This is a genomic window from Streptomyces sp. NPDC051310, from assembly GCF_044455245.1.
Taxonomy (GTDB): Bacteria; Actinomycetota; Actinomycetes; order Streptomycetales; family Streptomycetaceae; genus Streptomyces.
Map to the genome: position 1 here is coordinate 50,037 of NZ_JBITEO010000010.1, position 25,047 is coordinate 75,083.

24 protein-coding genes are annotated in these 25,047 nt (G+C 72.8%); 11 read left to right on the forward strand and 13 right to left on the reverse strand.

Translation table 11 applies throughout. The features are described from left to right. The first annotated feature begins 37 nt into the window (after positions 1-37). Positions 38-1,129: an SAM-dependent methyltransferase gene (locus tag ACIA79_RS16400; RefSeq protein WP_399428945.1), complete on the forward strand. Its 1,092-nt coding sequence runs from the start codon at positions 38-40 to the stop codon at positions 1,127-1,129. Next, positions 1,126-2,286 (forward strand): NADH-quinone oxidoreductase subunit D, encoded by a 1,161-nt coding sequence (locus ACIA79_RS16405; protein ID WP_399428946.1) that lies wholly within the window; start codon positions 1,126-1,128, stop codon positions 2,284-2,286. Before ACIA79_RS16400 ends, ACIA79_RS16405 begins: the two co-directional genes overlap by 4 nt. 48 nt (positions 2,287-2,334) lie before the next feature. Here the strand turns inward: ACIA79_RS16405 and ACIA79_RS16410 are convergent, their stop codons facing one another. From ACIA79_RS16410 to ACIA79_RS16425, 4 genes are all read right to left on the reverse strand, one after another. Further along, positions 2,335-3,339, reverse strand: a complete 1,005-nt coding sequence (locus tag ACIA79_RS16410; RefSeq protein WP_399428947.1) for a hypothetical protein — start codon at positions 3,337-3,339, stop codon at positions 2,335-2,337. 113 nt (positions 3,340-3,452) lie between these two features. Further along, positions 3,453-4,430 (reverse strand): ABC transporter substrate-binding protein, encoded by a 978-nt coding sequence (locus ACIA79_RS16415; RefSeq protein ID WP_399428948.1) that lies wholly within the window; start codon positions 4,428-4,430, stop codon positions 3,453-3,455. Then, a complete protein-coding gene (locus ACIA79_RS16420; RefSeq protein ID WP_399428949.1) occupies positions 4,430-5,122 on the reverse strand; it encodes an ABC transporter permease in 693 nt (230 codons plus the stop codon). Before ACIA79_RS16420 ends, ACIA79_RS16415 begins: the two co-directional genes overlap by 1 nt. A gap of 3 nt (positions 5,123-5,125) precedes the next feature. Further along, positions 5,126-5,818 (reverse strand): ABC transporter permease, encoded by a 693-nt coding sequence (locus ACIA79_RS16425; protein ID WP_399428950.1) that lies wholly within the window; start codon positions 5,816-5,818, stop codon positions 5,126-5,128. Positions 5,819-5,959: 141 nt separating this feature from the next. Here ACIA79_RS16425 and ACIA79_RS16430 point away from each other — a divergent pair, with 141 nt between their 5' ends. Further along, positions 5,960-7,108, forward strand: a complete 1,149-nt coding sequence (locus tag ACIA79_RS16430) for an ABC transporter ATP-binding protein (RefSeq protein WP_399428951.1) — start codon at positions 5,960-5,962, stop codon at positions 7,106-7,108. On the opposite strand, the gene ACIA79_RS16435 is transcribed toward ACIA79_RS16430, so the two are convergent. Then, the gene (locus tag ACIA79_RS16435; protein WP_399428952.1) at positions 7,095-8,213 is read right to left on the reverse strand and encodes an alpha/beta hydrolase; all 1,119 of its coding nucleotides are present in this window, start codon (positions 8,211-8,213) and stop codon (positions 7,095-7,097) included. The genes ACIA79_RS16430 and ACIA79_RS16435 overlap by 14 nt on opposite strands. Before the next feature lie 150 nt (positions 8,214-8,363). On the opposite strand from ACIA79_RS16435, the gene ACIA79_RS16440 reads away from it, so the two are divergent. The 6 genes from ACIA79_RS16440 (at position 8,364) to ACIA79_RS16465 (ending at position 13,341) form a co-directional block, all read left to right on the forward strand. Further along, complete coding sequence (locus ACIA79_RS16440) at positions 8,364-10,196, forward strand: phosphatidylglycerol lysyltransferase domain-containing protein (RefSeq protein WP_399428953.1); 1,833 nt, start codon at positions 8,364-8,366, stop codon at positions 10,194-10,196. Between the two features lie 205 nt (positions 10,197-10,401). Next, positions 10,402-11,262 (forward strand): dihydropteroate synthase, encoded by an 861-nt coding sequence (folP, locus tag ACIA79_RS16445; protein ID WP_399428954.1) that lies wholly within the window; start codon positions 10,402-10,404, stop codon positions 11,260-11,262. Continuing rightward, a complete protein-coding gene (locus tag ACIA79_RS16450; RefSeq protein ID WP_399428956.1) occupies positions 11,259-11,723 on the forward strand; it encodes a nuclear transport factor 2 family protein in 465 nt (154 codons plus the stop codon). The genes folP and ACIA79_RS16450 overlap by 4 nt, the downstream gene beginning before the upstream one ends. 135 nt (positions 11,724-11,858) lie before the next feature. After that, positions 11,859-12,218, forward strand: coding sequence for a dihydroneopterin aldolase (gene folB / locus ACIA79_RS16455; RefSeq protein WP_031077382.1), 360 nt, complete (start codon positions 11,859-11,861; stop codon positions 12,216-12,218). Further along, the gene (gene folK, locus ACIA79_RS16460) at positions 12,215-12,814 is read left to right on the forward strand and encodes a 2-amino-4-hydroxy-6-hydroxymethyldihydropteridine diphosphokinase (protein WP_399428957.1); all 600 of its coding nucleotides are present in this window, start codon (positions 12,215-12,217) and stop codon (positions 12,812-12,814) included. The genes folB and folK overlap by 4 nt, the downstream gene beginning before the upstream one ends. 50 nt (positions 12,815-12,864) lie before the next feature. Continuing rightward, complete coding sequence (locus tag ACIA79_RS16465; RefSeq protein WP_399428958.1) at positions 12,865-13,341, forward strand: DUF3180 domain-containing protein; 477 nt, start codon at positions 12,865-12,867, stop codon at positions 13,339-13,341. Between the two features lie 87 nt (positions 13,342-13,428). Here the strand turns inward: ACIA79_RS16465 and ACIA79_RS16470 are convergent, their stop codons facing one another. The 7 genes from ACIA79_RS16470 to dacB form a co-directional block, all read right to left on the reverse strand. Further along, on the reverse strand, positions 13,429-14,439 hold the full coding sequence (locus ACIA79_RS16470) for an aldo/keto reductase (RefSeq protein ID WP_399428959.1): 1,011 nt from the start codon (positions 14,437-14,439) through the stop codon (positions 13,429-13,431). Positions 14,440-14,532: 93 nt separating this feature from the next. After that, positions 14,533-15,138, reverse strand: coding sequence for a GTP cyclohydrolase I FolE (gene folE, locus ACIA79_RS16475; RefSeq protein WP_031077390.1), 606 nt, complete (start codon positions 15,136-15,138; stop codon positions 14,533-14,535). Between the two features lie 133 nt (positions 15,139-15,271). Then, positions 15,272-17,305, reverse strand: a complete 2,034-nt coding sequence (ftsH, locus tag ACIA79_RS16480; RefSeq protein ID WP_399428960.1) for an ATP-dependent zinc metalloprotease FtsH — start codon at positions 17,303-17,305, stop codon at positions 15,272-15,274. Positions 17,306-17,473: 168 nt separating this feature from the next. Then, the gene (hpt, locus tag ACIA79_RS16485) at positions 17,474-18,013 is read right to left on the reverse strand and encodes a hypoxanthine phosphoribosyltransferase (protein WP_031077393.1); all 540 of its coding nucleotides are present in this window, start codon (positions 18,011-18,013) and stop codon (positions 17,474-17,476) included. Positions 18,014-18,054: 41 nt separating this feature from the next. Further along, positions 18,055-19,125, reverse strand: coding sequence for a tRNA lysidine(34) synthetase TilS (tilS, locus tag ACIA79_RS16490; RefSeq protein WP_399428961.1), 1,071 nt, complete (start codon positions 19,123-19,125; stop codon positions 18,055-18,057). 215 nt (positions 19,126-19,340) lie between these two features. Beyond that, positions 19,341-20,459, reverse strand: coding sequence for a zinc-dependent metalloprotease (locus tag ACIA79_RS16495; protein ID WP_399428962.1), 1,119 nt, complete (start codon positions 20,457-20,459; stop codon positions 19,341-19,343). Positions 20,460-20,525: 66 nt separating this feature from the next. Then, entirely contained in the window at positions 20,526-21,992 is a 1,467-nt protein-coding gene (gene dacB, locus ACIA79_RS16500; RefSeq protein ID WP_399428963.1) for a D-alanyl-D-alanine carboxypeptidase/D-alanyl-D-alanine-endopeptidase, read from the reverse strand. Positions 21,993-22,102: 110 nt separating this feature from the next. On the opposite strand from dacB, the gene ACIA79_RS16505 reads away from it, so the two are divergent. Both ACIA79_RS16505 and ACIA79_RS16510 read left to right on the forward strand, forming a co-directional pair. Then, a complete protein-coding gene (locus ACIA79_RS16505) occupies positions 22,103-22,597 on the forward strand; it encodes an inorganic diphosphatase (protein WP_031077398.1) in 495 nt (164 codons plus the stop codon). A 115-nt stretch (positions 22,598-22,712) separates the two neighbouring features. Continuing rightward, complete coding sequence (locus tag ACIA79_RS16510) at positions 22,713-24,386, forward strand: threonine/serine exporter ThrE family protein (RefSeq protein WP_399428964.1); 1,674 nt, start codon at positions 22,713-22,715, stop codon at positions 24,384-24,386. 98 nt (positions 24,387-24,484) lie between these two features. Here the strand turns inward: ACIA79_RS16510 and ACIA79_RS16515 are convergent, their stop codons facing one another. Next, a complete protein-coding gene (locus ACIA79_RS16515) occupies positions 24,485-24,964 on the reverse strand; it encodes a hypothetical protein (protein WP_399428965.1) in 480 nt (159 codons plus the stop codon). Between the last annotated feature and the right edge of the window lie 83 nt (positions 24,965-25,047).

Below are 25,047 nucleotides of genomic sequence, written 5' to 3' on the forward strand. Positions count from 1 at the left end.
CGAAAGGGCCTACTCCCCAAGGTGGAGACTGGTGCCCGTGACGGATGAGACGTGTCAATGGCGTGGCTGGCGGGCGGCCACGGAGTCCGCTCTGTACGGGTCCGACGGCTTCTACCTGCGGCCCGAGGGGCCGGCGGGGCACTTCCGCACGTCCGTGCACGCCTCGCCGCTGTTCGCCGCGGCGGTGGCCCGGCTGCTCGCGCGGGTCGCGGAGGAGCTGGGGACGGACGAGGTGGACCTGGTCGACGTGGGCGCGGGGCGGGGCGAGCTGCTCACCGGCGTGCTCGCGGCGGCGCCGGCCGGTCTGCGGGTACGGGCGCACGCCGTCGAGCGGGCCGCCCGCCCGGCGGGGCTGGACCCGCGGATCTCCTGGGCGGAGCGGCTCCCGGCCGGGGTGCGCGGGGTGCTGTTCGCGAACGAGTGGCTGGACAACGTCCCGGTGGACGTGGCCGAGGCGGACGGCTCGGGCACGCCCCGGTACGTGGAGGTGGCGCCCGACGGGACCGAGCGGCTGGGCGCGCCGGTGGCGGGGGCCGACGCGCGGTGGCTGGCGCGCTGGTGGCCGCTGCGGGAGCCGGGCGAGCGCGCCGAGATCGGCCTGCCCCGCGACGAGGCGTGGGCCCGCGCGGTGGGCTCGCTCTCCGCCGGCCTGGCGGTGGCGGTCGACTACGCCCATACGGCCGGGGCGCGGCCGCCGTTCGGCACGCTGACCGGCTTCCGCGCGGGCCGCGAGGTGCCCCCGGTGCCGGACGGCCGGTGCGACATCACGTCCCACGTGGCCCTGGACGCGTGCGCGGCCGCGGGCGCGCACGTGGCGGCGGGTGCCGCGGGGCCGGCCACGGGCAGGGAGAGCGCTTCCGCGTCCGCGGGCGCGCCGGCGGCGGGGGCCGCGGAGCCGGTCACGGGCACGGAGCGCGGTCCGGAGCTGGTCACGCAGCGGGAGGCGCTGCGGCGGCTCGGGATCGCGGGGGTGCGGCCGCCCCTGGGGATGGCCCGGACCGATCCCGCCGGCTACGTACGGGCTCTGGCCGCCGCCGGGGAGGCCGCCGAGCTGACGGCGCGCGGCGGGCTCGGGGACTTCACCTGGCTGCTCCAGCCGGTGCCGGGCGAGGGATACTGTCCGCCATGACGGACAGGACGCAGCCCAGGCAGGCCACGGTCGGCATCGGCGGTGCGGCGGAGAGCACCGACATGGTGCTGAACATCGGCCCGCAGCACCCTTCCACCCACGGCGTGCTGCGCCTGCGCCTGGTCCTCGACGGCGAGCTGATCCAGCACGCCGAGCCGGTCATCGGCTACATGCACCGCGGCGCGGAGAAGCTCTTCGAGGCGCGCGACTACCGCCAGATCATCATGCTGGCCAACCGGCACGACTGGCTGTCCGCGTTCTCCAACGAGCTCGGTGTGGTCATGGCCGTGGAGCGGATGCTCGGCATGGAGGTCCCGGAACGCGCCGTGTGGACGCGCACGCTGCTGGCGGAGCTGAACCGGGTCCTCAACCACCTGATGTTCCTGGGCTCGTACCCCCTCGAACTGGGCGGTATCACCCCGATCTTCCATGCTTTCCGCGAGCGGGAGGACCTCCAGCACGTCATGGAGGAGGTCTCCGGCGGCCGCATCCACTACATGTTCAACCGGGTCGGCGGCCTGAAGGAGGACCTGCCGGCCGGCTGGCTCGGCCGCGCCCGGCAGGCGGTGGCGGCGATCCGCTCCCGCATGGACGTCTACGACCGCCTGGTCCTCGGCAACGAGATCTTCCGCGGCCGGACGCGGGGCGTGGGCGCGCTGCCGCCCGCGATCATCCACGCGTACGGCGTCAGCGGCCCGATCGCCCGCGCGTCCGGCGTCGACTTCGACCTGCGCCGCGACGAGCCGTACCTGGCGTACGGGGAGCTCCAGGACACCCTGAAGGTCGTCACCCGCGAGGAGGGCGACTGCCTGGCCCGCTTCGAGTGCCTGCTGGAGCAGACGCACAACTCGATCGATCTCGCCGACGCCTGCCTGGACCGGATCGCCGAGCTGCCGCCCGGGCCGATCAACCAGCGGCTGCCGAAGGTGCTGAAGGCGCCCGAGGGCCACACGTACGCCTGGACCGAGAACCCGCTCGGCATCAACGGCTACTACCTGGTCTCCAAGGGGGACAAGACGCCGTACCGCCTCAAGCTGCGCTCGGCGTCGTACAACAACATCCAGGCGCTGACCGAGCTGTTGCCGGGCACGCTGGTGGCCGACATGGTGGCGATCCTGGGGTCGTTCTTCTTCGTCGTGGGCGACATCGACAAGTGACGCCGGCCCGGCCGGAGCGCCCGGCCGGGCCCCGCGCGGGGACGCGGACTACGACACGGCGTCGCGCCGCAGCTCCACCACGTCGAGCTGCTCGGTCTCGTCGTGCGCCGTCAGGTCGATGACCTTGCCGACCGCGTGGTCCTCCCTGCGCCGTACGGCGAGGGCCTCCTCGCCCACGACGTCCGCCAGGTCCTCGTGCTGGACGGCCTCGATGGCGGCGGGCGTCTTCTGCGTCTGCGTGCCGAAGAAGTCGAAGCCGCCCTGCAGGCGGGGGGCCGGGCGGCGCTGCGCGGCGCGCGGCACCACCGCGGCCGCCGCCGGAACCGTGCGCATCGCGGAGGCGCCGTGGACGGAGGGGGCGGCGGACGACGGGTGGCCCTGCGGCTGCCCGGCGGCCGCCGCGTGCTTCCCCTGCGGCTCGTCGGCCTCCGCTTCCCTGGCCCGCTCGGCCAGGTCGCGGCGACGTGCTTCCTCGGCGGTGCGCCTGGCCTCCTGCACGGCGGCGTTGCGCGTGAGGTCGTCTAGGGCCTTGGCCGCCCGGAGGTAGGCGGCCGCGGTGGGCGTGGATCCCGCGGCGGGCAGCTGCCCGGCGGGGACAGCGGCCTCCAGCGCGAGCTGCCGGCGGCCCTCCAGGGCGCTGGCCCGCTCGGTCTCGGCGGTGGCGTACCGGCGCAGCAGTTCGGCGTGCTCGTTGCGCAGCCCGGCCAGCTCGACGCGCTTGGCGCGCAGCTTGGCCTCCAGCTTGGCGCGCAGCTCGCGCGACTCCTCCAGGTCGGTCTCCAGCTCGGCTATCCGCTCCTCCGTGCGCCACTGGTCGCCCGCCCGGGCCCGGGTGAGCTCGGCGACGCGACGGCCCGCCGCGCGGTCCCAACTGCGCATGAGCACCGCGCCGGTGACGGCCGCCGCCGCGGCCGCGGCGACCAGCAGGCGCAGGACCAGCGGATCCGCGAGGAGCCAGGCGCCTCCGGCACAGAGAACCGACGCTCCGGCGACCGCCGACGGCGGCAGAAGCCTGTGCAGGGGCGGGGAATGGCGGTGGCGTCCACGTGGCATGGCCTGAAATTTACCGTGCGTAGGCGCTGTTTGGGGCATCGGCCCGGCAATGTTTTGCCAGCCGTCTACCGCCGGTTCCCCGCCGGGTCGATCCGCTCTTCTCCCCGTCCCCGTTACCCGCCGATCAGGCCCTTGGCCTCCAGGTAAGCCTTCGCCACGTCCGCCGGCTTTGCCCGCTCGGCGTCCACCTTCCTGTTCAGGTCGATCAGATCACCGGTCGTGAGGACTTTGGTGATCTTGCCGAGGGCGGTGGCTATCTCCGCCGATCCGGCATCCTTCGCATTGACGACCGGCAGCACATTGTCTGCATTCTGGAGCTTCTTGTCGTCCGCCAGCAGCACCAGCCCGAACTGGTCCAGCGTGGCATCGGTCGTGGTGGTCAGCACCAGCTGGTCGATGCCGTCCTTGACCGCCTGCTTGGCCTGCGGCGTACCGACCCCCTTGGGGTCGATGCCCGTCACATCGATTCCGTACGTCTTCTTCAGCCCCGGCGCGCAGAACGGCCGGATCTCGCACTCGTCGCCCGCCGCGATCTTCACCTTCAGCTTGGCGGCGCCGAGGTCGGAAAGGGACGTGAGCTTGTTCTTCGCGGCGAATTCCTTCGTCACGGCGAAGGCGTTCTGATCCACCGCTTCACCGGCCGGGAGCACCTTCAGTCCGCGCGGTGCCGCGAGCTTCTCCAGAGCCGCGACGGTGGCGCCGACATCACTGGAGGCGACGGGCTTCTCCTCCGGCGCCTTCGGTCCGTTCACCTTCGCGTTGAGGAATTCCGCAAGCGTAGCCGCGTATTCCGGAACGACGTCGATCTCGCCCTTCTCCAGGGACGGTTCGTACAGTTCCCGGTTCTCCACGGTCTTGACGGACGTGGTGTACCCGGCATCCGCGAGCACCTGGGCGTACAGCTCCGCCAGCACGTTGGCCTCGGTGAAACCGGCCGAGCCGACGACGAGGGTGCCCTTGGCGCCGCCGCCGGAGGACGCGGCGTCCGCGCCGCCCTTCTTCTCCAGGCTGTCGCCGCCGCATGCGACGAGTCCGCCGCCCAGCGCCACCACGGCCAGCGCCACACCCGCCCTGCGCGAGGTCCTGCTCATCACGTTCTCCGTCCGGATGTCGATACGTTCTTCCGCCGCGCCGGGTCGAACGCCCGGCCGGCGAGCACCAGCAGACCCTCGACCGCCAGGGCGAGCCCCCCGACGATCAGCGCCCCCGCGACCACCTGCGCGGTGTTGTACGTGTTGAAACCCGCGGTGATGATCCGGCCGAGCCCGCCCTGCCCGGCCATCGCGGCGAGCGTCGCGGTGGCGATCACCTGGACGGTCGCCGACCGCAGCCCGGTCAGCACCATCGGGTAGGCGAGGGGCAGTTCGACCTTCCGGAACAGCTGTCCGCCGGACATGCCCATGCCGCGTGCCGCCTCGACCACCGCCCGGTCGACCTCCCGCATGCCGAGGTACGCGTTGGTGAGCAGCGGAGGCACCGCGAACAGCACCAGGGCGACGATCACCGGCAGGTCGCCGTGGCGCCCGAGGGGGGTGAGGGTGAGCAGCACGAGCACCGCGAGCGTGGGCACCGCCCGGCCCACGTTGGAGAGGTTGACGGCGAGCGCGCCGCCCTTGCCGATGTGTCCCAGCCAGAGCGCCAGGGGCAGCGCGACGAGGCACGAGATCAGCAGGCAGACACCGCTGAACCACACGTGCTCGCCGAGCCGGTGCCACACTCCGCTCTCGCCCTGCCAGTTGGCCCCGGTCGTCAGCCAGGTCCAGGCGCCGGTCACCGCACCCATCGCTCAGCCCGCCCCGCCCGCCCGTGCCGGTACGCGCGTCCACGGGGTCAGCAGCCGCTGCACGCCGAGCAGCAGCAGGTCCGCCGCCACCGCCAGCAGCACGCACAGGACCGACGCCGTGAGCACCTGCGCCTTGAAGAAGCTCTTCAGCCCGCTCGTGATGAGCGTGCCGAGCCCGCCGTGGTCGACGAGCGCGCCGACCGTCGTCAGGGCGATCGTCGAGACCGTCGCCATCCGCACGCCCGCCATCACGGCCGGCAGCGCCAGCGGCAGTTCGACCTCCCACAGCAGCCGCCCGCGCCCGTACCCCATGCCCTGCGCGGCCTCCCGCGCCTCCTCGGGCACCGCCGCGAGTCCCGCCAGGATGTTCCGTACGAGGATCGTCAGCGAGTACAGCACGAGGCCCGTCACCACCAGGGCCGCCGAGAGCCCGAAGAAGGGCAGCAGCAGCGAGAACATGGCCAGCGACGGAACGGTGTAGAGCACGGTCGTCAGCCCCAGCACCGGCCCGGCGAACCGCGGCCGGGCGCGCACCAGCAGGGCCAGCGGGAAGGCCACGGCCAGCCCGATGAGCACGGACACGGCCGTGATCCACACGTGCTGGACCGTCGCGTCCGTCAGCTCCTGGGCCCGGGAGCTGAGGTACTCCGCGCAGACCCAGTCGTTGGCCGCCAGACAACCCGGCGCCGCGCTCACGCACCCCACCCCCGTTCCACGGCCGCGACCGCTCCTGCGTTCGAGTCACCGACGACCCTATCCCCCGCCACCGACAATCGCCGGGGTCCGCCACAGCACGGCAACACGGCCTTCACACGGCACCGGCCACAATGGGGAACCATGATCCGATTCGAGCACGTCACGAAGCGGTACCCGGACGGCACGACCGCCGTCGACGACCTGTCGTTCGAGGTCGCCGAGGGCGAACTCGTCACGCTCGTCGGACCCTCCGGCTGCGGCAAGACCACCACGATGAAGATGGTCAACCGGCTCGTCGAACCCACCTCGGGCCGCGTGTTCGTCGACGGCCGCGACATCGCCGGCACCGACCCCGTACAGCTGCGCCGCGGCATCGGGTACGTCATCCAGCAGGTCGGCCTCTTCCCGCACAGGACCGTGCTGGAGAACACCGCGACCGTCCCCCACCTCCTCGGCGTCAAGCGGTCCGCGGCCCGCGCCCGCGCCGCCGAACTCCTCGACCTGGTCGGCCTCGACCCGGCCGTGTACGGCGACCGCTATCCCGAGCAGCTCTCCGGCGGCCAGCGCCAGCGCGTCGGCGTCGCCCGCGCGCTGGCCGCCGACCCGCCCGTGCTGCTGATGGACGAGCCGTTCGGCGCGGTAGACCCGGTCGTCCGCGAGCGGCTGCAGAGCGAGTTCCTCAAGCTCCAGTCCCAGGTGCGCAAGACGGTCCTGTTCGTCACCCACGACATCGAGGAGGCGGTCCGGCTGGGCGACCGCATCGCGGTCTTCGGGCAGGGCCGGATCGAGCAGCTGGACGCCCCCGCCGCGGTGCTGGGCGCCCCGGCCACCCCGTACGTCGCCGAGTTCGTCGGCGCCGACCGCGGACTGAAGCGGCTGTCGGTCACCCCCATCGAGCCGGGCGACCTCGAACAGCCCCCGGTCGTCCGCCTCGACGACCCGCTGCCCCGCGACCTCGGCGCGCACTGGGCCGTCGTCCTGGACGCGGAGGGCGGCCTGCACGGCTGGATCTCCGCCGAACGGGCCGGAGCCGGCAGCGGCCCGGTGCGCGACCACGCCCGCCGGATGGAGGCGTGGCTGCCCGTCGGCGCCTCGCTGAAGCAGGCGTTCGCCACGATGCTCCAGTACGACGCGGGCTGGATCGCGGTCGTCGACCCCGGGGAGAAGGGCCGCTTCCTCGGCGTGCTCACGCCGGCACGGCTGCACGAGGCGCTGCGCCGCTCCACCGCCGCCGACGCACGGGACGTCCCGCGGAGCGACGTCGACCTGGAGACCGTCAGCCCGCGCTGAGCCGGCCGCTCAGCCACACCAGGGCCGGCGGGATCTCCCGGTTCCAGGTGGTGAAGTTGTGCCCGCCGCTGTCCAGGGTGATCGAGGAGACGCGGGCGGGCGCCTTCACCTTGCCGATGAAGTCGAGCGTCGCCCGGCGGTTGCCCTCGCCCTGCCGGGAGGTGGTGACCAGGAAGGACGATCGGCCCTGCGGCAGGTGGTCCAGGCTCCACAGCAGGTCCGCCCGGTCGCGCCGGCGCCGGTCGCCGTGGAACAGGTCGCCGGTCGTGATGTCCTCGGCCGCCTTGTAGTACGCGGACAGGCCGGCGGCCGCCGCGTACCGCCCGGGGTGGTGCAGGGCGATCTTCAGCGCGCAGTAACCGCCGGTGGAATTGCCGATGAGACCCCAGTTCCGGGCGTGCGTGCCGACCCGGTAGGTCCCGGAGACGGCCTCGGGCAGGTCCTGCGCGAAGAAGGTCTCGGTCTGCGGGCCGCCGGGGACGTCGACGCACTCGGTGTCCCTGGGCGGCGCCACGGTCGGGCGCAGCATCACCAGGATCATGGGGCGCATCCTCCCCTGCTTCACCTGCTCGTGAGCGGTGCGCGGGTACCGGAGCCCTTTGAGCAGGTTCTCGGCGGTCCCCGGGTAGCCGGTCAGCACGACGGCCGCCGGGAAGGTCTTGCCGGCGTACCGCGGCTGGAAGTACTCCGGGGGCAGATAGACGTAGGCGGCGCTCCTGATCCTCGATCTCGCGCCGGTGACGACGACCTTCTGGACCTGGCCGGCCAGCGCCGGGCGGGCGGCGCCCGGCACGCCCTCGGGCGCCCGCTCGCCGACCACCGTGATGCCCCCCGCGCCGCGCGCGGAGTGGTCCACGACGACGCCCATCTCCTGTTCCCGTCCGAAGAGGTCGGCCCACGAGCCGTAGAAGAGGAAGTGGTTGTTCGCGGCCAGACCGACCGCGGCGAAGAGGGCCAGCTGGGTCGCCAGCAGCAGCCCCACCCGGGCGAGCACCGGCCGCAGGCCCCGGCGGGCGAGCCGCGGCCACAGCAGGACGGTCGCCGCGAACAGGCCGATGGCCAGGAGCGATGCCAGCGCCAGGACCTTGTTGCCGGTGAGACCCATGAGTCGTCGCAGTCCTCTTCGTCGAGATTTCCCCGGGGCGGAATGAACCCGTATCCCCCGTGTGCCGTCCTAGAGAGCGCACGCTGTCCGGCCGAGCCGTTTCCGGCCCCAGGGGACACAGGTAAATCTCTCGCGGAGCTACGGGAAGCAATGTCTGTCACGGTAGATGGGGATAAGTCGGGATCGGTTCCGGGTCGGGTACGCCGCGTCCTGCGCGGGCCGCGTGCCGAAACGGTTCCCTCCTTGGTGGGCACGGCCTGCACCGTCATCGGTCTGATCGACGTCGCCGCCGGGGTCTTCCCCCGGTTCCGCGCCAGCCGCATGCACGCCGTCGCGGAGGTCCTGCCGGGCACCCTGGGGCCGCTCTCGGCGGCCCTCTCGGTGAGCGCCGGCGTCCTGCTCCTGCTGCTCGCGCACGGGCTGAAGCGCCACAAGCGCCGCGCCTGGCGCGCGGCCGTGGTCCTGCTGCCGGTCGGTGCCGCGGCCCAGTTCACCTACCGCCACTCCGTCATCGGCGCCCTGCTCTCCCTGGCGCTGCTCGCCCTGCTGCTGCGCCACCGGAGCCAGTTCGCGGCGCTGCCCGATCCGCGCAGCCGCTGGAAGGCACTGGCCAACTTCGTGGTGATGGGCGCCGGTTCGATCGGGCTCGGCCTGGTCATCGTCAGCGCCCACCCCCGCAAGGTGGTCGGCAGCCCGAGCGTGAGCGACCGCCTGGAGCACGTCCTCTACGGCCTGTTCGGCGTCGAGGGCCCCATCGGCTACCGCGGCGGCGTCGACTGGACCGTCGGCTACTCGCTCGGCGCGCTCGGCCTGGTCACCGCCATCACCACCGTGTACCTCGCCTTCCGCCCCGAGCACCCGGTCGCCCGGCTCACCGAGGACGACGAGACGCGGCTGCGCGAGCTGCTCGCCCGGCACGGCGGGCGCGACTCGCTCGGCCACTTCGCGCTCCGCCGCGACAAGGGCGTGGTGTTCTCCCCCAGCGGCAAGGCCGCCGTCTGCTACCGCGTCGTCTCCGGCGTGATGCTCGCCAGCGGCGACCCGATCGGCGACGTCGAGGCCTGGCCCGGCGCCATCGAGCGGTTCATGGACGAGGCCAAGGCCCACTCCTGGACCCCGGCCGTCATGGGCTGCTCCGAGACCGGCGGCGAGGTGTGGACCCGGGAGACCGGTCTGGACGCGCTGGAGCTCGGCGACGAGGCGGTGGTGGACGTCGCGGATTTCTCGCTCACCGGGCGCGCCATGCGCAACGTGCGCCAGATGGTCAAGCGCATCGAACGCAATGGGTACACGACCCGGGTCCGGCGCGCCCGTGACCTCTCGGACGGCGAACTGGAGCACATACGGCGGGCCGCCGCCGACTGGCGCGGCACCGACACCGAGCGCGGCTTCTCCATGGCCCTCGGCCGCATCGGCGACCCCGCGGACGGCGACGCCGTCATCGCCACCGCCCACAAGGAGGACCCGGACTCCCCGTACGGCGACCTGAAGGCGATCATCCACTTCGTCCCGTGGGGGACGGACGGGATGTCGCTGGAGCTGATGCGCCGCGACCGGTCCGCCGACCCGGGCATGAACGAGCTGCTGATCGTCGCGGCCCTCCAGGCCTCCCCCCGGCTGGGCATCGAGCGGGTGTCGCTGAACTTCGCGATGTTCCGCTCGGCCCTGGCCCGCGGCGAGAAGCTCGGCGCCGGCCCGGTCCTGCGGATCTGGCGCGGGCTGCTGGTGTTCCTCTCCCGCTGGTTCCAGATCGAGTCGCTGTACAAGTTCAACGCGAAGTTCCAGCCGCGCTGGGAGCCCCGCTTCGTCGTCTACCGCAACGCGCGCGACCTGCCGCGCATCGGCTTCGCGGCGATGCAGGCGGAGGGCTTCGTGAACATCGAGCCGCCGCGCCCGTTCCGCCGCCGGCGCGCCGCCCGCCCGGCCCGGCCCTGCGCGCACATCCGCCCGTCGCACGGCGAGCACGAGGTCCGCGCGGCCTGAGCCGCGCACCCCGTGATCGGCGAGACACCCCCAGGGGGTGTCTTGTCGATCAGGCTGGATCAGTGAGCGGTGTCCGGTGCCGTGCATCGCAAGGCGGAGGAGGGAGTCGACGCGGAGCGTCGGCGACCGACGACAACGCAGCGAGGTGCGGTGCCGGACACCGCGAGCCCGGCATGATCGGCAAGACACCCCCTAGGCTGGACGCATGAGTACGTTGCGCGCGCGTGGCACGGCCCGGGGCCTGCCGGAGTGGGACCGCTGTGCGGTCATGGGAGTCGTCAATGTGACCCCCGACTCCTTCTCCGACGGTGGCCGCTGGTTCGACACCACGGCCGCCGTCAAGCACGGCCTGGAACTCGTCGCCCAGGGCGCCGACCTGGTCGACGTCGGCGGCGAGTCGACCCGGCCGGGCGCCACCCGCGTGGACGAGGACGAGGAGCTGCGGCGGGTCGTCCCCGTCGTGCGCGGCCTGGCGGCCGAGGGCGTCACCGTCTCGGTGGACACCATGCGCGCCTCGGTCGCCCGCCGCGCCGTGGAGGCCGGTGCGGTGCTGGTCAACGACGTGAGCGGCGGTCTCGCCGACCCGGAGATGGTGCCGTCCGTCGCCGCCGCAGGGGTGCCGTTCGTCGTCATGCACTGGCGCGGCTTCAGCGAGAACATGAACAGCCTCGCCGTGTACGACGACGTCGTGGCGGAGGTCGTCGCCGAGGTGCGCGAGCGCGTGGAGGCGGTCGTCGCCGGGGGCATCGACCCCGAGCGGATCATCGTCGACCCGGGCCTCGGCTTCGCGAAGCAGGCCCCGCACGACCTGGCGCTCCTCGCCCACCTGGCCGACCTGCGGGCCCTCGGCCGCCCCCTGCTGGTGGCCGCCTCGCGCAAGCGGTTCCTCGGCCACGTGCTGGCCGCCGAGGGCTCGGCGCCACCGCCCGCGCGCGAGCGGGACGCGGCCACCGCCGCCGTCTCGGCCATCGCCGCCCGCGAGGGCGCCTGGGCCGTGCGGGTGCACGAGGTACGGGCGACGGCGGACGCGGTCCGGGTGGCCCGCGCCGTCGAGGGTGCCCTGTGAGCGACGCGCGGACCCACGACGCCGAAGCGGTCGAGCTGGCCAACACCGCCTTCTACGAGGCGATGGAGCGCGGCGACTTCGAGGCGGTGTCCGATCTGTGGCTGGCCGAACCGTACGGCGGCATCTCCTGCGTGCACCCGGGCTGGCCGGTCCTGACGGGCCGGGGCGAGGTGCTCCGCTCGTACGCGCTGATCATGGCGAACACGGAGTACATCCAGTTCTTCCTGACCGACGTGAAGGTGTCCGTCGCCGATGACACGGCCCTGGTGACCTGCACGGAGAACATCCTCAGCGGCGGCCCGGCCGAGGACGGCGCCGAGCTGGGACCGCTCGTCGGCCAGCTGGTCGTCGCGACGAACGTGTTCCGCCGCACACCGGACGGGTGGCGCGTCTGGTCGCACCACGGTTCACCCGTTCTGGCCGAAACGGGCGACGACGAGGACGACGAGAACCCCTCGTGAGTGGGTAGGCGAGCGGTAAGCCCGCCCCGTGGGCGGGCGCTGTCAGAGCTCGCAGGTAGATTCGAGTGGTGGCAACGCGCGTCGACCGCACCCGGCCGTGTGCCCGCCAGACCAACGACAGCAGGAGTGATTCGCGTGGATCGTGTCGCGCTGCGCGGCCTCAAGGCCCGTGGGCACCATGGCGTCTTCCCCCGGGAGCGCGAGGAGGGCCAGACCTTCATCGTGGACCTGGTGCTGGGCCTCGACACGCGCCCGGCGGCGGCCGACGACGACCTGGCGAAGACGGTGCACTACGGCATCGTGGCGGAGGAGGTCGTGGACGTGGTGCAGGGGGAGCCGGTCGACCTGATCGAGACGCTCGCCGAGCGCATCGCCCACCAGTGCCTCAAGCACGACGGCGTCCAGGAGGTGGAGGTGACCGTCCACAAGCCGGACGCCCCGATCACCGTGCCCTTCGACGACGTCACCATCACCATCACACGGAGGCGCGCATGAACAGCACGCAGAGCGACCCGACGGTACAGCCGGTGCCCGCCTCCGTGGTGGAGCAGGTCGACGCCGCGGACATCACCCTCTCCAACCCCAAGCGGGCCGTGATCGCCCTCGGGGCCAACCTCGGCAACCGCCTGGAGACCCTCCAGGGCGCCGTCGACGCCCTGGAGGACACCCCGGGTGTCCGGGTCAAGGCGGTGTCCCCGGTGTACGAGACGGAGCCCTGGGGCGTCGACCCCGGCTCGCAGCCCTCGTACTTCAACGCGGTGGTCGTGGTGAAGACCACCCTGCCCCCCGCCTCGCTGCTGGAGCGGGCGCACGCCGTGGAGGAGGCGTTCCACCGCGTCCGCGACGAGCGCTGGGGCGCCCGCACCCTGGACGTCGACATCGTGGCGTACGCGGACCTGGTCTCCGACGACCCCGTCCTCACCCTGCCGCACCCGCGCGCCCACGAGCGGGCCTTCGTCCTGGCGCCGTGGCACGACGTCGACCCGGAGGCCCGGGTCCCCGGCGTCGGTGCGGTCGCCGAGCTGCTGACGGGCGTGGGCCGGTCCGGCGTCCTCGTCCGCGAGGACCTGGAACTGCGGCTGCCCGAGTAGTCGTTAACCTCGACGGAGATCGTACGGCGACGAGCACGAAGGACCCCCGGGTGAAGCAACTGCGGCTCAAGGTACTGGCCGGTCTGTTCGTCGTCGCGGGCATCCTCTCCTGGGGAGGCGCACGGCTCTGGGAGGCGTTCGGCACCCTGCCGAGCGTGCCCCTGGCCGCGCCGATCGTTCTCGCGGTGATCGCGGTGGTCCTCATGGCGACGGCCCTGTCGCTGCGGGCCCGCCTGCGGGCCCAGCGCGAGCGCCGCCCCGGCGCGAAGGGCGTGGAGCCCCTGATGGCCGCCCGCGCGGTCGTCTTCGGCCAGGCCAGCGCCCTGGTCGTCGCACTGGTGAGCGGTATGTACGGCGGGGTGGGCGTCTTCCTGCTCGGCTCCCTCGACATCCCGCCCCGCCGGGACCAGGCGATCTACGCCGGCTTCGCGGTGGCGGCGGGCATCGCGGTGATCGCTGCGGCGCTCTTCCTGGAGCGGGTCTGCCGGCTCCCGGAGGACGACGACGAGGTGCCCGCCCGGGGCTGACCCGGGCGGGACGGGGTCGCCGTCCGCCGGACAGCGACCCCGGGCCCCGGCCGCGGGGCGCGTGCAGCCCACCGCGGTGCGCCGCGCCTACAGCAGCGTGCCGCCCGCGACCTCCGTCGCGGCGAGAATCTCCGACAGCCGGTCCAGGACGTCCCCCGACAGCTCCACCCGCGCGGCGGCGAGGTTCTCCTCGATGTGCGCGGGGGTACGGCTTCCCGGGATCGGCACCACGTGCGGGTCCTGCGCCAGCAGCCAGGCCAGCGCCAGCTGCGCCGGGGTCAGCTCCAGCTCGGCGGCGATGCCCCGCACGGGCGCGAAGCGGTCGTTGTTGGCCTGCCGGTTCTCCGCGGCGAACCGCGGCATCTGCTGCCGGAAGTCGCCCTCCTTCACTTCGCTCACCGTGCCGGTGAGGAAGCCCGCCCCCAGCGGCGACCACGCCACCAGCCCGACGCCCAGCTCCCGGGCGGCGGCGAGCAGCTCCGGGTCGGCCGGGCGCCACATGGACCACTCGGTCTGCACGGCCGCCACGGGGTGCACGGCGTGCGCCGCCCGCAGCTGCCCGGCGGTGACGTTCGACAGGCCCAGGTACCGGACCAGCCCGTCCTGGATGAGGTCGGCGACCGCGCCCACGGTGTCCTCCAGGGGCACCTGCGGGTCGGGGAAGTGCGGGTAGTAGAGGTCGATCCGGTCCGTCCCCAGCTCCCGCAGGCTCGCCTCGGCGTACCCGCGCACATGCTTCGGGTCCGCGTTGACGGCGAGCTCGCCGAAGGCGAAGCCGACCGGGAAGGGGTGCGGCTCCACCCCCTCGGGCAGCCGGAAGCCGAACTTGGTGGCGATCGCCACCTCGTCCCGCCGCCCGCGCAGCGCCTTGCCGATGAGCCGCTCGTTGTGGCCGTCGGCGCCGTAGCCGTCCGCCGTGTCGATCAGGGTGGCGCCCGCCTCGACCGCGGCGAGCAGCGCCCGCTCACCGCGCTCGTCGTCGATCTCCCCGTACACCCCCGGCGACAGCACCATCGCGCCGAAGCCGAGCGCGGACACCTCGAGGCCGCCGAGACTGCGTGCGGGTAAGGACTTCGCCTGCTCGTTCGTGATCGTCATGCCGCGAGTCTTCACGGCGGAGCATGCCCGCGTCCACTGCCTGTCCGGCATAAAAGACGGGCGCAGAAAGGGAGTTGGTCAGTCCGGGGGTGGTCAGTCCGCCATGATGAGGCTCATCGCCTCCGCACGCGTCGCCACGTCCCGCAGCTGACCGCGCACGGCCGAGGTGATCGTCTTGGCGCCCGGCTTGCGGATGCCGCGCATCGACATGCACATGTGCTCGCACTCGATGACCACGATCACGCCGCGCGGCTCCAGGATCTTCATCAGCGAGTCCGCGATCTGGGTGGTCAGCCGCTCCTGCACCTGCGGCCGGCGGGCGTAGACGTCCACGAGCCGCGCCAGCTTCGACAGACCGGTGATCTTGCCGGTGGTGGACGGGATGTACCCGACGTGGGCGACGCCGCGGAACGGCACCAGGTGGTGCTCGCAGCAGGAGGTGACCTCGATGTCCTTCACCAGGACCATCTCGTCGTGCCCCAGGTCGAACGTCGTCGTCAGGACGTCCTCGGGCTCCTGCCACAGACCGGCGAATATCTCCCTGTAGGCCCGGGCCACCCGCGCCGGAGTCTCCCGCAGACCCTCCCGGTCCGGGTCCTCACCGACCGCGATGAGGAGTTCGCGTACGGCGTTCTCGGCGCGCTTCTCGTCGAAGTCGCCGATTCTGCCCTCGCCGTCCAGCGTCACCGGGTCGGTCATTCTGTGCCTCGTTCCGTATTGCCTGCAGTACGCGCGTACGCGGCGCACACGCAAAGCCGCGCCCCCACAGGCTAGAACCCGGGGGGCGCGGCTTTCATTCCGGGGCCGCCGGCCACTGGCCGGCGGCGGTCCCTCACGCCTCGGGACGCTCCTCCGTCACCGGCTCCGCCGCCGGAGAGGCGTCGGAGACAGGCCCGGACCCGTTCGTCCCGGCCGTACCGGCGGCGCCGTTCGTCAGCGCCAGCTCCTTCGGCGAGAGCACCGGAGGCCGCGTCGACGGCGTGCGCCGCGAGGAGCCGGTCCACGCCGGGCGGGCCGGACGCTTGACGATCGGGGCGAAGATCTCGGCGATCTCCTCCTTGCCGAGCGTCTCCTTCTCCAGCAGCCGCAGGACCAGGTTGTCGAGGACGTCGCGGTTCTCGACGAGGATCTCCCAGGCCTCGTTGTGCGCGGTCTCGATGAGCTTCTTGACCTCTTCGTCGACGAGCGCGGCGACCTCTTCCGAGTAGTCGCGCTGGTGCGCCATCTCGCGCCCCAGGAAGGGCTCGCTGTTGTCGCCGCCGAACTTGATCGCGCCGAGCCGCTCGGTCATGCCGTACTGCGTGACCATGGCCCGCGCGGTCGCGGTCGCCTTCTCGATGTCGTTGGCCGCACCCGTGGTCGGGTCGTGGAAGACGAGCTCCTCGGCCGCGCGGCCGCCCAGCATGTACGCCAGCTGGTCGAGCATCTCGTTGCGCGTGGTCGAGTACTTGTCCTCGTCCGGCAGAACCATGGTGTAACCCAGGGCCCGGCCCCGGGACAGGATGGTGATCTTGTGGACGGGGTCGGAGTTCGGGCAGGCCGCCGCGACCAGGGCGTGACCGCCCTCGTGGTACGCGGTGATCTTCTTCTCCTTGTCCGACATGATCCGGGTCCGCTTCTGCGGGCCCGCGACCACACGGTCGATCGCCTCGTCCAGCATGTGGTTGTCGATCAGCTTCTTGTCCGAGCGGGCGGTCAGCAGCGCCGCCTCGTTGAGGACGTTCGACAGATCGGCACCCGTGAAGCCGGGCGTACGGCGCGCCACCGCGGACAGGTCCACGTCCGGGGCGACCGGCTTGCCCTTCTGGTGGACCTTGAGGATCTCCAGACGGCCCTGCATGTCGGGGCGGTCGACGGCGATCTGCCGGTCGAAGCGGCCCGGGCGCAGCAGCGCCGGGTCGAGGATGTCCGGCCGGTTGGTGGCGGCGATCAGGATGACGCCGCCCTTCACGTCGAAGCCGTCCATCTCGACGAGCAGCTGGTTCAGGGTCTGCTCGCGCTCGTCGTGGCCGCCGCCGAGGCCCGCGCCGCGGTGCCGGCCGACGGCGTCGATCTCGTCGACGAAGACGATCGCCGGAGCGTTCGCCTTGGCCTGCTCGAACAGGTCACGGACGCGCGAGGCGCCGACACCCACGAACATCTCGACGAAGTCGGAGCCGGAGATGGAGTAGAAGGGAACGCCCGCCTCGCCCGCGACGGCGCGCGCGAGCAGCGTCTTGCCCGTACCGGGCGGGCCGTACAGCAGCACACCCTTGGGGATCTTGGCGCCGACGGCCTGGAACTTCGCCGGCTCCTGCAGGAACTCCTTGATCTCGTGGAGCTCCTCCACGGCCTCGTCGGACCCGGCCACGTCGGCGAACGTCGTCTTCGGGGTGTCCTTGGTGATCAGCTTGGCCTTGGACTTCCCGAAGTTCATCACCCGGGAGCCGCCGCCCTGCATCTGATTCATCAGGAACAGGAAGACCACGACGATCAGCACGAACGGCAGCAGCGAGAGCAGCACCGAGACGAACGGGGACTGCTTCGACGGCGAGACGGTGTAGCTCTTCTCGATGTCGCCCGCTTCGTACTTCTTCTGCAGCGTGGCGGCCAGGTCGGAGCCCTGCGTTCCGATGTAGCTCGCCTGGACCTTGTCGGCACCGTCGACCTTGAAGTTGCCCTTCAGGTCGATCTTGATCATCTGTTCGTCGCCGGTGGTGAGCTTGGCCTGCTCGACCTGGTTCTTGTCGATCGCCTGGATCACCTTGCCGGTGTCCACCGTCTTGTAGCCGCCCGACGAGCCGACGACCTGCATCAACACGACCACGGCGAGGACGGCCAGCACGATCCACATGACCGGCCCACGGAAGTATCGCTTCACGTCCATCCATACGGAGCGATGACGCCCCGTCCCTCCTGCCCGTAGGTAAATGCTGCTATGAGAAAAGACTGTTCTTCGGACGGTACCCCAGCATTGTGACCCGCGACCGCCTTCCCATGCTCCAACGCGGGGAAGGAGGCCGGGGTTCCCGTGCGGCGCCGGGTCATCCGCCGATCAGCCGCCGTACACGTGCGGCGCCAGCGTCCCGACGAAGGGGAGATTGCGGTACTTCTCCGCGTAATCCAGGCCGTACCCGACGACGAACTCGTTGGGGATGTCGAAGCCGATCCACTTGACGTCGATCGCGACCTTCGCCGCCTCCGGCTTGCGCAGCAGGGTGCAGACCTCCAGGGAGGCCGGCTCCCGCGAGCCGAGGTTCGACAGCAGCCACGACAGCGTCAGGCCGGAGTCGATGATGTCCTCGACGATCAGGACGTGCTTGCCCTTGATGTCGGTGTCCAGGTCCTTGAGGATCCGGACGACGCCGGAGGACTGGGTGCCCGCTCCGTACGAGGAGACGGCCATCCAGTCCATCGTGACGGGGGTGGACAGCGCGCGCGCCAGGTCCGCCATCACCATCACGGCGCCCTTGAGGACACCGACGATGAGCAGGTCCTTGCCCGCGTACTCCGCGTCGATCTTCGCGGCCAGCTCGGCCAGCTTCGCGTCGATCTCTTCCTTGGTGATGAGCACCGACTGGAGGTCGGCGCCCATGTCTTTCTCGTTCACCCGGGTCACTTTCGTTGCAGCCTGCGTCAGCCTTGCCGAATGACCAGTCTGCCACCCTGGCGGCGTGCCTCGACGCGGCCGGGCAGATTGATGGCTCCCTGACCGCGCCAGCTGGTGATCAGCCGGTCCAGTTCCTCGATGTGGCGGGCGAACAGCGAGCCGGCGGGGGCTCCCTGGGCGATGGCCGCGCGGCGCAGCACCCGGCGGCGCACGGCGGGCGGCAGCGCGTACAGCCTGGCGCACACCAGGTGGCCGGTCTCGTCCCGTACGGACGCCTCGACGTCGGCCGCCCACGTGTCCAGGGCGTCGGCGTCGTCCCGGCACAGCTGGGCCGTCCGGGCGAGGGCCTCGACGACGCCCTTGCCCAGGGACTTCTCCAGGGCGGGCAGGCCCTCGTGGCGCAGGCGGGAGCGCGTGTAGGCCGGGTCGGCGTTCATCGGGTCGTCCCAGACGGGCAGGGACTGGACCATGCACGCCTTGCGGGCGGTCTGCCGGTCGACCTCCAGGAACGGGCGGCGGTAGCGGCCCTCGGCGCCGGAGACGGCGGCCATGCCGGACAGCGAGCGGATGCCGGAGCCCCGGGCGAGCCCGAGCAGCACGGTCTCGGCCTGGTCGTCGCGCGTGTGGCCGAGCAGCACGGCGACGGCGCCCAGCCGCTCGGCGGCCTCGTCCAGCGCGGCGTACCGGGCGTCGCGGGCGGCGGCCTCCGGCCCGCCGTCGCGTCCGACGGTCACGGTGACGGCCTCGACCGGGTCCAGCCCCATCACGGCGAGGCGGGCGGCGACCTCGGTGGCGCGCAGGTCGGAGCCGGGCTGGAGGCCGTGGTCGACGGTGATGGCGCCGGCGCGGACGGGGAGCTTGCGGGCCTCGAAGGCGAGGGCGGACGCGAGCGCCATGGAGTCGGCGCCGCCGGAGCAGGCGACCAGCACGAGCGGGGGCTCCGGCGGTGCGCCGGCGCCGTGCCCGGGGGCGGCGGTGACTCCCGGGGCGCTGTGTGCCGTGGTGCTCGGCTCGGGGACGGTGTGCTGGGTGAGGACGTCGTGGAGGACGCGGCGGACCGCCAGGCGTATCGCCGCGACCGCAGGATGGGGACCCATGTCCGGTGCCCTTCGTGTGGGAGAAGTTGGGGGGTGCCTCGGTCGGAGTCTTAACGGCCGGACCGGAGGGTTCGGTCACTCAGAGTGCATCGATCGTGACAGAACCCGGCCGATACCCGAGCATTGCACGCCCACCCACCGCCCACGGTCCCTCGGATGGGTGATTGGAGGGGCGCCGTTCGCCGCCGTCGGCCGGAACGGGCTGCTCACTCCGCCTAGCGGTGCACCCGCGCGACCCAATCCGCCGGTTTGGCGATCTCCGCCTTGGTGGGCAGGGTGTTCGGGGAGGTCCACACGCGGTTGAAGCCGTCCATGCCGACCTCGTCGACGACCGCGCGGACGAACTTCTCGCCGTCCCGGTACTGGCGCAGCTTGGCGTCCAGGCCGAGCAGCTTGCGCAGGGCCAGGTCCAGCCGGGACGCGCCGCGCGCCCGGCGCTGCTGGAACTTCTCGCGGATCTCCGCCACCGACGGCACCACCTGCGGGCCCACGCCGTCCATCACGTAGTCCGCGTGGCCTTCGAGGAGCGACATCACGGCGGTGAGGCGGCCGAGGATCTCGCGCTGCTCGGGCGTCTGGACGAGCTCCACCAGCGAGCGGCCGCCGTCCTCCTCCTCGCCCTCCGGGCGGGCGCCGGCCAGCGTCTGGGCGGCTTCGCGCAGCCGCTCCAGGACCGTCATGGGATCGACGTCGGTCGCGCTCAGGAATGACTGGATCTCGCCCTGGAGGTGGTCGCGCAGCCAGGGCACCCCGGTGAACTGGGTACGGTGCGTCTCCTCGTGCAGGCACACCCACAGCCGGAAGTCGTGCGGTGCCACGTCCAGCTCGCGCTCCACGTGGACGATGTTCGGCGCGACGAGCAGCAGCCGTCCGCCGCCGTGCTCGCCGGCGGGCAGCTCCCGCGTGGCCGGGGCGAACGTCTCGTACTGCCCGAGGACCCGGGAGGCCAGGAACGACAGCAGCATGCCCAGCTCGACGCCGGTCACCTTGCCGCCGACCGCGCCCAGCACGGCCCCGCCGGGAGAGGCGGAGCGGCGCTCCTGCATCTTCTCCAGCAGCGGTTTGAGCAGCTCGCGGAAGCCCGCGACGTTCGCCCTGACCCAGCCGGGACGGTCCACGACCAGGATCGGGGTGTCGTCCGGCTCGTGGCCGTCGGGGATCATCCGGGTGTACGCCCGGACGTGTTCCTCGGACGCCTTCGCGTGTCGCCGCAGCTCGGCCACGACCGCACGGGCCTCGTCGCGGCTCACCTCCGGCCCCGGGCGTACCAGCCGGGTCGCGGTCGCGACCGCGAGGTTCCAGTCGACCATCTCCGCACCACCGATGCTCGTCATGCGTCAACCGTACGTGCTCGGCGCGCGGATGGGTGAGGGACGGGACGGCGCCCGTCTCCCGGCCGCTCAGCGGGTGAGGGCCGCGGCGAGGCGGTCGAGGGCGGGCTGGGCGGTGTACGGGGACGGGGTCTCGCCGGCGAGAAACGCGAACGCCAGCAGTCGGCCGTTCGCGGTCACCGCCGTCCCGGCGAGGGTGTTCACGCCGGTCAGGGTGCCGGTCTTGGCGCGGATCACCCCGGCGCCCGGGGACCCGCCGGCGTAGCGCTCCCTCAGGGTGCCGCTGAAGCCGCCGACGGGCAGGCCGGTGAGGACCGGGCGCAGCTCGGGGCGGCCGGGGTCGGCGGCGCGGACCAGCAGGGCGGTCAGGGAGGCGGCGGAGAGCCGGTCGCGGCGGTCCAGGCCGCTGCCGTCGGCGAACCGCGCTCCCGCCAGCGGGACGCCGAGCTTCCCGAGTTCGGCGCGCACGGCGCGGGCGGCGCCGTCGAAGCTGGCGGGCTTGCCGGTGGCCATGGCGGTCTGGCGGGCGAGCGCCTCGGCGATGTCGTTGTCGCTGTGGGTCAGGGCGCGCTCGACCAGGGCCGACAGGGGCGCCGAACGGGTCCGGGCCAGCCGCTCGGCCTGCCGGGGCGCCTTGGCGCGGACGGGCGGGCCGCCGGTGGTGACGGCGTGCTCGCCGAGCAGGTCGCCGAAGGCGCGGGCGGTGTCGCCGGCCGGGTCGGCGGAGCGGGGGGCGGGGCCGTTCGCCGGCTCGCCCTGCGGGCCCGCGGCGCCGGCGCCGGCGATCCTGCCCTCGTCGGTCATCAGGGCCGTGACCGGCGCGATGTTGTCGTTGACGCCGATGGGGTGGCGCTCCGGGCCGGAGTAGAGCGAGGTGTCGTACGCCAGGACGACGGTGGTGACGCCGCGGTCGCGCAGGGCGCGGGCGGTGTCGCGGGCGAGGGTGCGCAGCCGGGGCCCGTCGAGGGTGGGGTCGCCGCCGCCGACCAGGGTGACGCGGCGGAAGTCCGGCGTGGCGACGACGGTGGTGGGGATGCGGTGGTCCGGGCCGAGGGCGGAGAGCGCGGCGGCCGCGGTGGCGATCTTCACGGTCGAGGCGGGGACCATCGGGGCGGCCGCGCCGTTGCCGTACAGCTGCTCCCCGGTGGCGACGTCGACGACGGCGCCGGTCCGCAGCGGGCCGAGGTCCGGCGAGGCGAGCAGCGGCTCCAGGACGGTGGCGAGGGCGGTGTTCTGCGGGCGGGCGGCGGCCTTGCCGAGGGCCGTGAGCACTCCGGGGGCACTGGGCGCCGGGGCGGGTGCCTCGGGGCGGGCGGGGCCGCCGCGGCCACCGGGGCCGTCCCCCCGGGCCGGGCCGCCGGGCGCCGCGGGATCGTGATGTGCGCCACCTGTGCGGGCCTGGGCGGCGACGCGAGCGCGCTCCGCCGTACGCTGACCCGAGTCCCAGGGCCCGGTCGCGGTCACCACACCGGCCGACAGGACCAGGCCGAGCACCGCGGAACCGGCGGCGAGCTGCAACACCTTCGGCTCCGGCACGGCCGACCAGCCCCTTTCGCGAGCACACGGTTGCGTGAGGGACACTTAACCACTGAGCTGTGCCGTGCACACGGCACCCCCGGTTTGTGTTGATCTTGGAGGAGCCACCCGTGGAGTTCGACGTCACCATCGAGATCCCGAAGGGATCGCGGAACAAGTACGAGGTGGACCACGAGACCGGCCGCATCCGGCTGGACCGCCACCTCTTCACGTCGACCGTCTACCCGGCCGATTACGGCTTCGTCGAGGGCACCCTGGGCGAGGACGGCGACCCGCTGGACGCGCTGGTCATCCTGGACGAGCCGACCTTCCCGGGTGTGCTCGTGAAGTGCCGCGCCATCGGCATGTTCCGGATGACGGACGAGGCGGGCGGCGACGACAAGCTGCTGTGCGTGCCGGCCTCGGACCCGCGCATGGAGCACCTGCGCGACATCCACCACGTCTCCGAGTTCGACCGCCTGGAGATCCAGCACTTCTTCGAGGTCTACAAGGACCTGGAGCCCGGCAAGTCCGTCGAGGGTGCCAACTGGGTCGGCCGCGCCGAGGCCGAGGCCGAGATCGAGGCCTCCATCAAGCGCCTGGAGGCGCAGGGCGGCGCTCACTGACGCCCCTTTCCCGTCCGGCGGGCGGTGCACCTTCGCGGGTGCGCCGCCCGTCGTGCGTCACCGGCCGCCGTGCGTCCCCGCCCTTGGTCGTGCTCATACTGGGCAGGCGGGCCGGATGGGAGTGAGGGACAGGACTGTGGCGGCGGAGGAAGCGGGCGTTCCGGAGGACCGGAAGCCTCAGTCGGACGAGGCGCACAGCGCCTTCACACCGCCACCGGGGGTGGAACAGCCCGCCGGGCCCGAGGAGGACCATCCGACCTCGGAGTTCGCCCTTCCGCAGGGGCTGGCCCCCGAGGGGCCGGCCGAGCCGGAGGGATCGGCGTTCGCACCGCCCTCCACGTACGGGGCCAGCCAGTCGCCGCCCGCGTTCACGCCCGCGCAGGGTTTCCCCGCGGTGCGGCTGTCGAAGGACGCGCCCTGGCAGGACCGGATGCGCACCATGCTGCGCATGCCGGTGAGCGAGCGCCCGGTGCCGGAGCCGGTGCAGCGGCAGGACGAGGCGGGCCCGGCCGTGCCGCGCGTGCTCGACCTGACGCTGCGTATCGGCGAGCTGCTGCTCGCGGGCGGCGAGGGCGCGGAGGACGTCGAGGCGGCGATGTTCGCGATCTGCCGTTCGTACGGGCTCGACCGCTGCGAGCCGACCGTGACGTTCACGCTGCTGTCGATCACGTACCAGCCGTCGCTGGTGGACGACCCGGTGACGGCGAACCGGACGGTGCGGCGGCGCGGCACGGACTACACCCGGCTGTCGGCGGTCTACACGCTGGTGGCCGACATCAACTCCGAGGACGACGAGGTCACGCTGGAGGAGGCGTACCGGCGCCTCGCGGAGATCCGGCGCAACCGGCATCCCTACCCGGGGTGGGTGCTCACGCTGGCCGCGGGTCTGCTGGCCGGCGCGGCCTCGATGCTGCTGGGCGGCGACATGGCCGTGTTCGCGGTGGCGGCGGCCGGTGCGATGCTCGGCGACCGGGCGGCGTGGTTCTGCGCGGGGCGCGGACTGCCGGAGTTCTACCAGTTCGCGGTGGCCGCGGTGCCGCCGGCGGCGCTGGGTGTGGTGGTGAGCCTGCTGCACGCCGGGCTCCACCCGAACGCGGTGATCACCGGTGGCCTGTTCGCGCTGATCCCGGGGCGGGCGCTGGTGGCGGCGGTGCAGGACGGCCTGACCGGCTTCTACATCACCGCCTCGGCGCGGCTGCTGGAGGTGGCGTACTTCTTCGTCGCCATCGTGGTGGGCGTGCTGACCGTGCTGTACGTGGGCGTGCAGTTCTTCCAGGCGAAGCTGAACCCGGAGGGCGCGCTGCAGGCCGTGGAGCGGCCGGGGCTGCAGATCCTGGCGGCGGTGCTGCTGTCGGTGACGTTCGCGGTGCTGCTCCAGCAGGAACGTTCCACGGTGCTGTTCGTGGCGCTGAACGGCGGGGTGGCGTGGGTGGTGTACGCGTCGATCGCGGTGACCGCGGACGGGCCCACGGTGCTGGCGACCGCGGTCGCGGCCGGTCTGGTGGGCCTCTTCGGGCAGCTGATGGCGCGGTACGAGCACACCTCGTCGATGCCGTACGTGACGGCGGCGATCGGGCCGCTGCTGCCGGGTTCCGCGACGTACCTCGGTGTGCTCAACATCGCCCAGAGCGACCTGGACGCCGGCTTCACCTCGCTGGCCCGGGCGGCGGCGCTGGCCCTGGCGATCGCGATCGGCGTGAACCTGGGCGGCGAGATGGCGCGCCTGTTCATCCGGGCGCCCGGTTCGGCGGCCGCCCGCCGCGCGGCCAAGCGCACCCGCGGCTTCTGAGCCCTCGCGCCGCAGGTCGCCGTACGCCGCTGTACGCCGCCGGCGAGGCGCCGGCGAGGCGCCGGGCCGGTGCCCGGTCGCCGGATCGCCGCGAGGCGTCAGGCCGCGGGGGCCGGGCGGGTCGGGGAAGTGGATGCCCGCGGCAGGAGACCGCCGCGGCGCAGGGCCGCGTACCCGAGACCGAGACCGATGGCGAGGGGCCATTCGATGACGTCCGCGGCGCCCAGCACGCCGAGGCCGAGGTAGACCGGCAGGCTGCGGTTGCCGGGGATGACCTGGCGTGCCACCGTCACCGGCAGCATCGCCGCCTCGGCCGCGCCGCTCGCCACCCGGTCCATGGACGGGAGGGTGAAGGTGATGGTGCGGCCGCCGCCTCCGTCACGGGGGGCCGCGCCGGTGTCCTGGGCCGCGGCCGGTTCCGCCGCCGGTCCCGCGGCCGCCGCGGTGGCCTGCTGTGCGGTGCCCGTGCCGGAGGCCGCCGTCGCCCTGCCCGAGGACGCCGTGCCCGGCTTCGCGGCCGCCTTCCGGGAGGGGGCCTTCGACGCTGTGCGCTTACGAGGTGTTGACGAGGTGGCCACAGCTCTCACATCCGTACAAGTGGTGTACGTATGGGCAATTTGTCTACATTTCAGAGTAGCCATTGCGGAGCGGTTGAAGCGGC

What these genes read in the sequence shown, in the direction of transcription:
- ACIA79_RS16405 (WP_399428946.1), top strand. Translation starts at nt 1,126, where the DNA reads ATGACGGACAGGACGCAGCCCAGGCAGGCCACGGTCGGCATCGGCGGT.
- ACIA79_RS16410 (WP_399428947.1), bottom strand. Translation starts at nt 3,339, where the DNA reads ATGCCACGTGGACGCCACCGCCATTCCCCGCCCCTGCACAGGCTTCTG.
- ACIA79_RS16415 (WP_399428948.1), bottom strand. Translation starts at nt 4,430, where the DNA reads ATGAGCAGGACCTCGCGCAGGGCGGGTGTGGCGCTGGCCGTGGTGGCG.
- ACIA79_RS16420 (WP_399428949.1), bottom strand. Translation starts at nt 5,122, where the DNA reads ATGGGTGCGGTGACCGGCGCCTGGACCTGGCTGACGACCGGGGCCAAC.
- ACIA79_RS16430 (WP_399428951.1), top strand. Translation starts at nt 5,960, where the DNA reads ATGATCCGATTCGAGCACGTCACGAAGCGGTACCCGGACGGCACGACC.
- ACIA79_RS16435 (WP_399428952.1), bottom strand. Translation starts at nt 8,213, where the DNA reads ATGGGTCTCACCGGCAACAAGGTCCTGGCGCTGGCATCGCTCCTGGCC.
- ACIA79_RS16440 (WP_399428953.1), top strand. Translation starts at nt 8,364, where the DNA reads ATGTCTGTCACGGTAGATGGGGATAAGTCGGGATCGGTTCCGGGTCGG.
- folP (WP_399428954.1), top strand. Translation starts at nt 10,402, where the DNA reads ATGAGTACGTTGCGCGCGCGTGGCACGGCCCGGGGCCTGCCGGAGTGG.
- folK (WP_399428957.1), top strand. Translation starts at nt 12,215, where the DNA reads ATGAACAGCACGCAGAGCGACCCGACGGTACAGCCGGTGCCCGCCTCC.
- ACIA79_RS16470 (WP_399428959.1), bottom strand. Translation starts at nt 14,439, where the DNA reads ATGACGATCACGAACGAGCAGGCGAAGTCCTTACCCGCACGCAGTCTC.
- folE (WP_031077390.1), bottom strand. Translation starts at nt 15,138, where the DNA reads ATGACCGACCCGGTGACGCTGGACGGCGAGGGCAGAATCGGCGACTTC.
- ftsH (WP_399428960.1), bottom strand. Translation starts at nt 17,305, where the DNA reads ATGGACGTGAAGCGATACTTCCGTGGGCCGGTCATGTGGATCGTGCTG.
- hpt (WP_031077393.1), bottom strand. Translation starts at nt 18,013, where the DNA reads ATGGGCGCCGACCTCCAGTCGGTGCTCATCACCAAGGAAGAGATCGAC.
- tilS (WP_399428961.1), bottom strand. Translation starts at nt 19,125, where the DNA reads ATGGGTCCCCATCCTGCGGTCGCGGCGATACGCCTGGCGGTCCGCCGC.
- ACIA79_RS16495 (WP_399428962.1), bottom strand. Translation starts at nt 20,459, where the DNA reads ATGACGAGCATCGGTGGTGCGGAGATGGTCGACTGGAACCTCGCGGTC.
- ACIA79_RS16510 (WP_399428964.1), top strand. Translation starts at nt 22,713, where the DNA reads ATGGGAGTGAGGGACAGGACTGTGGCGGCGGAGGAAGCGGGCGTTCCG.